Origin of the sequence: Streptomyces sp. SolWspMP-5a-2 (assembly GCF_900091845.1) — a bacterium.
GTDB classification, from domain to species: domain Bacteria; phylum Actinomycetota; class Actinomycetes; order Streptomycetales; family Streptomycetaceae; genus Streptomyces; species Streptomyces doudnae.
Genome location: NZ_FMCI01000191.1, coordinates 1 through 7,241, shown reverse-complemented (window position 1 = coordinate 7,241; position 7,241 = coordinate 1). Strand labels below are relative to the sequence as shown.

The window sequence follows — 7,241 nt, the reverse complement described above, 5'->3', positions numbered from 1 at the left end:
CGGCGCGGTGCCGGAGGGCGCGGGGGTCGGCGCGGCGGCGGACACGGGGGCCGGGCGCGCGGCGGCGTCCGTCCGCTCGGGCAGGGCCAGCAGCATGGCCTGGACCTCGTCGAGCGGGGGCCGGGCCGCCGGGTCCTTGTCGAGGCAGCGCGCGACGACGGCCCGCAGCGGCTCGGGGACCCCGTCGAGGACCGGGGCCTCGTGCATCACCCGGTACCCGGTCAGGTACGGACTGCCGCCCTCGAACGGGCGGTTGCCGGTCGACGCGTACGCCAGCACCGAACCCAGCGAGAACACGTCCGAGGCGGCCGTGACGTCGCGCGGCGCCGCGAACTGCTCGGGCGACATGAACGGCGGGGTGCCGATGAGGCGCCCGGTGACCGTGAGGTCCTCGTTGTCTGCGGCCCGCGAGATGCCGAAGTCGATGACGCGCGGACCGTCGTCGGCGACCAGGACGTTGCTCGGCTTCAGGTCCCGGTGCACCACGCCCGCCCGGTGGATGTCCCGCAGCGCCTCGACCAGGCCGAGGGCCAGCGTGCGCAGCGCCCGGCCGGTCAGCGGCCCGTCCTCCGCGACCGCCTCGGTCAGGGTGCGGCCCGGCACGTACAGGGTCGCCATCCACGGCTGCTCGGCGTCCGGGTCGGCGTCCACCACCGGCGCGGTGAACGCGCCGCTGACCCGCCGGGCCGCCGCCACCTCCTGCCGGAAGCGCGCCCTGAACTCCCGGTCCCGCGCGTACTGCGGGTGCACGACCTTGATCGCCACGTGCCGTCCGGAGGGGGAGAGCCCCAGGTGGACGACGCCCATCCCGCCGCTGCCGAGTTCGTCGACCAGGGTGTAGTCGCCGACGCACCCGCCCGTCGACCCGGTCCCGCCGGCGCCCAGCGACATGAGCCCGTCACCTTCCCCGTCTGCCTCGCCCGGACGGCGCGCGCACACCGCACCAGCCTAGGGCCTGCCGGAAACCTCCCGCCGCCGCCCGGGAAGCGGCCCTCAACCCCGGATGGCCGCCCCGCGCATTCACTTCAAGCTAAAAGTGATCCGGCGATGCTTTCACTTCACGCTTGGAGTATGTTGGGGCCATGGAAGAGGCACAGGACAGCGCCGGACCGCGCTGGCTCGACCCCGACGAACAGCGCCAGTGGTACGCGTTCGCCTACGTGTTGACCCAACTGCCCGCCGCCTTGGAGGCGCGGATGCAGCAGGACGCGGGCATCGCCCACTTCGAGTACGTGGTGCTCTCCGCCCTGTCGATGGCACCGGAGCGGACCCTGCGGATGAGCGATCTGGCCCAGTACGCGGGCAGCACGCTCTCCCGGCTGTCGAACGTGGTGATCCGCCTGGAGAAGCGCGGCTGGGTGCGCCGCCGCCCCGACCCCCGCGACGGACGCGTCACCCTGGCCGAGCTCACCGACGACGGCACCGGCAAGGTCGCCGCCGCGGCCCCCCACCACGTCGACGCGGTGCGCCGCCTCGTCCTCGACCCGCTCACCAAGGCGCAGCAGCGCCAGCTCGGCGCCGCCTCCCGGCGCATCCTCGACGCGCTCGACGCGCCCCGCCCCACGGACTGGGCACCTCCCGGCCACGCCGAGTAGCCCGGCCCCCCACCCTCACCCGGCCCGACGGCCGGTCCTCCACCCTCCCCGTACCCCCCGCAAGGAGCCTCGCCATGCCCACCCTCGCCATCGTCGGAGCCGGACCCGGCCTCGGCCTGTCCATCGCCACGGTCTTCGGCGGCCACGGCTACGACGTAGCCCTGATCGCCCGCTCCCGCGACCGGCTCGACGCACTGGTCGCCCGGCTCGCCGGGACCGGCGTCACCGCCGCGGGCTTCACCGCCGACACCGCCGACCCGGACCAGCTCACCGCCGCGCTGCGCAGCGCCGCAAACCGCTTCGGGCGGATCGACGTGCTGGAGTTCTCGCCGCACGCGGGCCTGACCATGACCGCCCCCGAGGACGTCACGCCCGACACCCTGCGCCCGCAGGTCGACAGCCTCCTCTACGGCGCGGTCGCCGCCGTCCGGGCGGTGCTCCCCGGGATGCTCGAAGCCCGGTCGGGCACCGTGCTGTTCACCACCGGCGGCGGCGCCATCAGCCCGTACCCGATGCTCGCCGACGTCAACATCGCCCAGGCCGGTCAGCGCAACTGGGCCCTCAACCTCCACCGCACCCTCGCCGACCAGGGCGTCTACGTGGCCAACGTGGCCATCGACCTGATGATCGGCGCGCAGGCACCCGAAGGGGTCCCGCACCGGGCGCCCGACGACATCGCCCTCGACTACTGGGACCTGCACACCCGCCGCGAACAGGCCGAGCACGTCATCGGCGCCTGACCCCGCAGCCCGTCCCCGGCTGTCGGCGTTTTTTGCCGGGCCGCCCGTGCCACCCGTCCCGGGTGCCGGGCCGTGCCGTCCGTCAGGGCTGCCGCAGCAGTCGGTTGACGGCCCGTCCGAACACCTGCCGGGACGCCCCCGCGGCCAGCGGGTCGAAGAGTCCGGGCAGCGGACGGACGTCCAGCTCCTCCCGCCACACCACCCGGCTGCGCCCGCCCGGCCCCGGCCGCACCTCGATCTCGGCCCACCCGGTCACCACCCGGCCCCGCTTCTCCAGTCGGCACAGTCCGGGGGTCTCCCCGGCCGGGGGCCGCCACACCGTCACCTCCATGGGGTCCTCGAAGGCGAGCGGTCCCACGCCCGAGCGGGCCACGAAGACGGTGCCCTCGCCCGTCGGCGCGGGCGTGACGACCCGGACCCGGGTCAGCGGGACGACCTCGCCGTGCCGGGGCCAGTCGGTGAGGCGGCGCCATGCCTCGTCGAGAGGGAGCGGCGCGGTGCGTTCGAGGAGGAAGTAGACCACGTGCCGATCGTAGGGAGTCGCGGCTGCTCAGCGGAGGGTTCGCCGTCCTGTCACGCGGATGGCCGCCCCCGCGCCGGTGCGCCGCGCGGACCGCGCCCGACGGGGACGGCCCCCGCACGCCCGCCCCCATGCGGGCCCGCGTTCGGGGACCGTGCGCACGTCCCCGGCGGGGGCCGGGTCCCGGCCCGCGCATCCGTCCCCGTACGTCCCCGGGCCGAGCCCCGGCGCACGCGGGCCGCCGTTGCGCGTGCCCCCGCTCCCGGCGTCGGCCCGCACGGCCCGGTGCCGTGACCGGAGAGGTTCGCCGGACGGCTCGCGGTGTCCGGCGCGGTGCGTCGCACGGCGGTGAACTCCTCCGGCACGGCGAGAGCACGCACCTGACCCCGCGAGGCCGCCCTCCGGGCAACGACGCGCATGGTCAGACACGCCCTAGGCACCCGCGTCGTCGGTGGTCTCCCAGAGGTCGGTCGTCCAGTCCAGGTGGCGGACCAGGTCCGCCTCGCCCGGCCGGGGCGGTGGCGGGCCGTCACGCCGGGCGCCCGGCGCGCCGCCGCGCGAGAGGGCGCCGCTCGCCGTCACGTTGTGCTCGACGCGCGGACGGCGCAGCGCCTCGTACCGGACGAGCGCGGCCTCCGTACCCGGCGCGTCCCGCAGACACTTGGCGAGGACGACCGCGTCCTCCAGCGCCATCGAGGCACCCTGCCCGGTCGCCGGGGAGGCCGCGTGCGCCGCGTCCCCGACCAGCAGAGCGCGGCCGTGGCGCCAGCGGGTGCCGATGGGGATCTCGGTGGCGTCGGTGACCATCAGCTCGCCGGTCGTCGCCTCCACCAGCCCCGCCGCGGGCGTGCGGTCCTGGCGCAGCAGCCCCAGCAGCAGCTCCCGCCGGTCGGCCGCCGTGTCCTCACCGGCACCGGCCCCCGGGCCACCGGGGACCCGCGCGAACCAGGACGTCTCGCCCAAGGGGGAGACCGCGTACCCGAAGGCCGCGGTGCTGCCGCGGACCATCGTGATCAGCGCGTCCCCCGGGGCGGCGGGCGCGGTGTCCGTGTAGCCGTAGAAGACCCGCTGGCCCGCGTGGACCGGCCGGACGCCCGGGTCGAGCGCCTCGCGGACCGCCGACCTGAGCCCGTCGGCGCCGATCAGCAGGTCGCCGGTGGCGGTGGTGCCGTCGGCGAAGCGCGCGGTCACGCCGTCCGGACCCTGCTCGACGCCGGTGAGCCGGGCGCCGTGCCGGACCGGGACGCCCCGGCGCACCGCCTCCGCCCGGAGGACCGCGCTCAGCTCACCGCGGCGCAGGCACCGGTAGCGCAGCACCGGGTCGGCCGCCTCGCCCAGCGGCACGTGCGCGATCTCGGCGCCGCCGGCGTCCAGCACCCGCATCGACGTCAGCGGGTATCCGGCCCGGCCGACGGCCCCGGCCGCGTCGAGCTGGGTCAGCGCCCGCATGCCGTTGCTCGCCAGGGTCAGGAACGCGCCGATGTCCCGCGCGGCGTCCGGACGGCTCTCGTACACCTCGACGTCCAGACCGGCCCGGCGCAGGCCGAGCGCCGTCGCCGTACCGGCGATGCCGCCGCCGATGACCAGTGTCCTCACGCCGCTCCCCGTCCCTCCGGTGCCGTCGTCGCCCCTCCGGTGATCCAACGTCCGGCGGGGCGACGGGGTTCCGGACGGGTCAGCGGGTCACCTCGAACGAGGCCGCCCGGGGCACGAACCGGGTGGCGCCGTCCCCGGCGGTCGCGAGCACCGACACGTACCAGGTGCCCTCGGCGAGCTCGCGCGCCTCCTTCTCGCTGATCGGCGGCGCGTAGACGCAGGTGGCCTTCTGGGCGTTGACCTTCTTGCAGGTCGCCCGGTCCACGTCGGCCATCTCCCGCTCGGTCGGGTCGAGCTTCGAACTCTTGGGCCAGGCGACGACGTTGAGGCTCTTGACGCCGGAGGAGCCGCGCACGTCGGCGGTGAAGGTGAGGGACGGCGCCTTCCCGCCGGACGCGGGGGTGTAGCGGGCGACGGCGCCCTCCACGGCCAACTCGGTCGCGGCGGAGGCGGAGACGGCCATCCCGCCCGCGACGGAACCGACGACCGCGACACCGACGAGGGAGGTGATGAGAACGCGCTTGGACATGGCAGTGCCTTTCCGGGCAGGGAACGCTGGAAGGTGGGAAGAGACCGGCGGACGAGAAGAGCGCCCGCCGGGGTCGCCGGGGCGGGTCCGCGACGCGGCGGGTCCCGTGCCGGACTCTCCGGCCGCAAGCGCCGCGGCCTTCGCGGACCGCCCTTTCGACGATGTCGACACTAGGGCGGCGGACCCCCGCCGGTCCTCGGCCGACCGGACGAACGCCGTCTCGAACCAGAGGTAGAGGAGGGCCGCCGAGGCTCCGCCCCCGGTCCGAGCCGCCCGGCCGGGTCCCGCGCCTAGCCTGGATCCACCATGAACGCCCTCTCCCGTGTCCTCCGAGACGACCGGTCGCTGCCGCTGCTCCTGCTGTGCGCCCAGGCCGCCGCGTGGCCCGGCGCCCGGCTCGCGGCCGGTGCCGTGCCGCCCGCCTCCGCGCTCCTGGTGGCCGCGCTGGTCGGCGGCACGGTCACCGCCGCGCTGGCCGCGCGGCGCACCCGGCCCGTGGCCGCCCTCGTCCTGGTCGCCGCCGCGTGCGCGCTCGGCGCGGGCCAACTCCCGGTCGGCGGCGACGCGGTGCTCGGCACCGCCGGGGTCGCCCTCGCGCTGTTCACGGTGGCCGCCGAACGCGACACCTTCACCACGCTGCTGTGCCTGTCGGCCCTCGCCCTGTGGCAACTCGCCCAGGGCGTCACCCTGCACGGACTGCGCGACCTCGACGGACTCGACCTGGTCCTGACCACCCTGCTGTACGTCACCGCGTGCGGCTCCGGCCTGTGGACCCGGCGGGCCGGACGCGCGCGCCGCACCGCCGAACGGCGCCTGCGACGGGCCGAGTCGGAACGCCACCGGCTGCCCGCCGCCGAACGGCGCCGGATGGAGAGGGAGTTGCACGACGTCAGCGCCCACCACCTCACCGCCGTCGTCGTCACCGCAGGGGCCGCCCTCGGCCTGGGCGAACGGCGCCCCGAACTCGCCCGGCAGGCACTGGAGTTCGCCGTCGAGACCGGGCACACGGTGACCCGCGCGCTCGGCGCGGTACGCGCTCCCGCCCCCTCCCGCGAAGAACTCCCGGCGCCGCAGGAGCGGTTGCGGTCCCTGGTCGCCGGGTTCCGCCGACTCGACCAGCCGGTCGACGACGACATCGACCCGCTGCCCGAAGGGGTCGTCGCGGACGCGGTCTTCGGCATCGTCCGCGAGGCCCTCACCAACGTGGCCCGGCACGCGCAGGGCGCCGCCACCACCGTGGTGTGCCGGTACGGCGACACCCGTACCGACGTCGTCGTCACCAGCGCGGCCCCGCCGGACGGGGTCACCGCGCACGGCGCGGGCCTCGGCGGCGGGCGCGGCCAGGGCTTCCTGCGCTCCCGGGCGCGGGAGGCGGGCGGCACCCTGAGCACCGGACCCACGGCGGACGGCGGCTGGGAGGTGCGCGCGCTCCTGCCGGGCCGCACGGCGGCCGAGGACGACCGGGCCCTGCCGCCCGGCTACCGGGTCGCGCAGGTGGTCGCCGCCCTCGGCCTGTGCGCGCAGCCGCTCCTGCCGGTGCTGCTGGTGCGCTCCGACGACGCGTCGTCCGGTTCGGCGGTCTCGGCGGGCGCGCTGTTCGCGCTGCTCGCCGCGGCCCAGGCGGTCACCCTGCTGTGGCTGCGCCGCGCGCCCCGGGCGGCCCAGGCCGTCCTGCTGGCCCTGGCCGCGCTGTGGCCGGTGGCGATGGCCGTGACCGGCTACTCCGGTCCTGTGCTGCTGCCGCCCGCCCTCGGCGCGCTCGTCACCTGCGCGGCGGTGGCCCTGACCGCGGCCCGCACACCGGCACCGCCCGCCCCAGCGCCACGCCGCCCGTCGGTCGGCACCTCCCGGACTCCCGCCCTGTGGCGGGGAGTCAGAGACCCACGGGCCCGGCGCCGCTCCCCGGGAGGACGGGCCGAGGGAGGGCAAGCCCCGGAAGGCGGGGCCCAGGGAGGGCCGGGCGCCCCCGGCCCCGCTGCGGGTCGTGCCCGTGGCGGGCGGCGGGCGGACCCCGGGGCCGGGGTGGGCGCCGCCGTCGTCGAAGGGGAGCCGGGCGCCCCTGCCCCGGACGGGGATCGTGGTCGTGCCGGGCGGTCGGCGGCCCCCGGGTTGCCGGAGGGCGTCGCCGTCGTCGGGGTCGGGAACCCGGACGCGGATCACGCCCGTGCCCCGCGGTCGGTCCCCCGGTTCGCTGTCGGCGCCGTCGTCGTTCAGGGCGCTGCCCTCGCCGCCGCCGTTCTCGGGCGGGGTGGCGGTCCCCG

7 protein-coding genes are annotated in these 7,241 nt (G+C 77.0%); 3 read left to right on the top strand and 4 right to left on the bottom strand.

Annotation, left to right across the window (positions count from 1 at the left end; translation table 11 throughout):
* The coding region (locus GA0115242_RS19485; RefSeq protein WP_141721664.1) for a serine/threonine-protein kinase at positions 1-891 on the bottom strand (891 nt) is incomplete at its 3' end.
* A 191-nt stretch (positions 892-1,082) separates the two neighbouring features.
* Between GA0115242_RS19485 and GA0115242_RS19480 the strand changes: the two genes are divergently transcribed.
* A complete protein-coding gene (locus tag GA0115242_RS19480) occupies positions 1,083-1,595 on the top strand; it encodes a MarR family winged helix-turn-helix transcriptional regulator (protein ID WP_093830191.1) in 513 nt (170 codons plus the stop codon).
* Positions 1,596-1,669: 74 nt separating this feature from the next.
* Entirely contained in the window at positions 1,670-2,335 is a 666-nt protein-coding gene (locus GA0115242_RS19475; RefSeq protein ID WP_093830189.1) for an SDR family oxidoreductase, read from the top strand.
* An 82-nt stretch (positions 2,336-2,417) separates the two neighbouring features.
* Here the strand turns inward: GA0115242_RS19475 and GA0115242_RS19470 are convergent, their stop codons facing one another.
* The 3 genes from GA0115242_RS19470 to GA0115242_RS19460 form a co-directional block, all read right to left on the bottom strand.
* Complete coding sequence (locus tag GA0115242_RS19470) at positions 2,418-2,858, bottom strand: SRPBCC family protein (RefSeq protein WP_093830187.1); 441 nt, start codon at positions 2,856-2,858, stop codon at positions 2,418-2,420.
* Positions 2,859-3,287: 429 nt separating this feature from the next.
* Positions 3,288-4,451, bottom strand: a complete 1,164-nt coding sequence (locus GA0115242_RS19465) for an FAD-dependent oxidoreductase (protein ID WP_093830185.1) — start codon at positions 4,449-4,451, stop codon at positions 3,288-3,290.
* Between the two features lie 79 nt (positions 4,452-4,530).
* Positions 4,531-4,980: a DUF5707 domain-containing protein gene (locus GA0115242_RS19460; RefSeq protein ID WP_093830184.1), complete on the bottom strand. Its 450-nt coding sequence runs from the start codon at positions 4,978-4,980 to the stop codon at positions 4,531-4,533.
* 306 nt (positions 4,981-5,286) lie between these two features.
* On the opposite strand from GA0115242_RS19460, the gene GA0115242_RS19455 reads away from it, so the two are divergent.
* A partial coding sequence (locus GA0115242_RS19455) for a sensor histidine kinase (RefSeq protein WP_202555523.1) occupies positions 5,287-7,241 on the top strand: 1,955 nt, incomplete at its 3' end.

Bases quoted from the DNA above. Each gene is read 5' to 3' on its own strand.
- GA0115242_RS19460 (WP_093830184.1), bottom strand. From the start codon at position 4,980: ATGTCCAAGCGCGTTCTCATCACCTCCCTCGTCGGTGTCGCGGTCGTC.
- GA0115242_RS19475 (WP_093830189.1), top strand. From the start codon at position 1,670: ATGCCCACCCTCGCCATCGTCGGAGCCGGACCCGGCCTCGGCCTGTCC.
- GA0115242_RS19480 (WP_093830191.1), top strand. From the start codon at position 1,083: ATGGAAGAGGCACAGGACAGCGCCGGACCGCGCTGGCTCGACCCCGAC.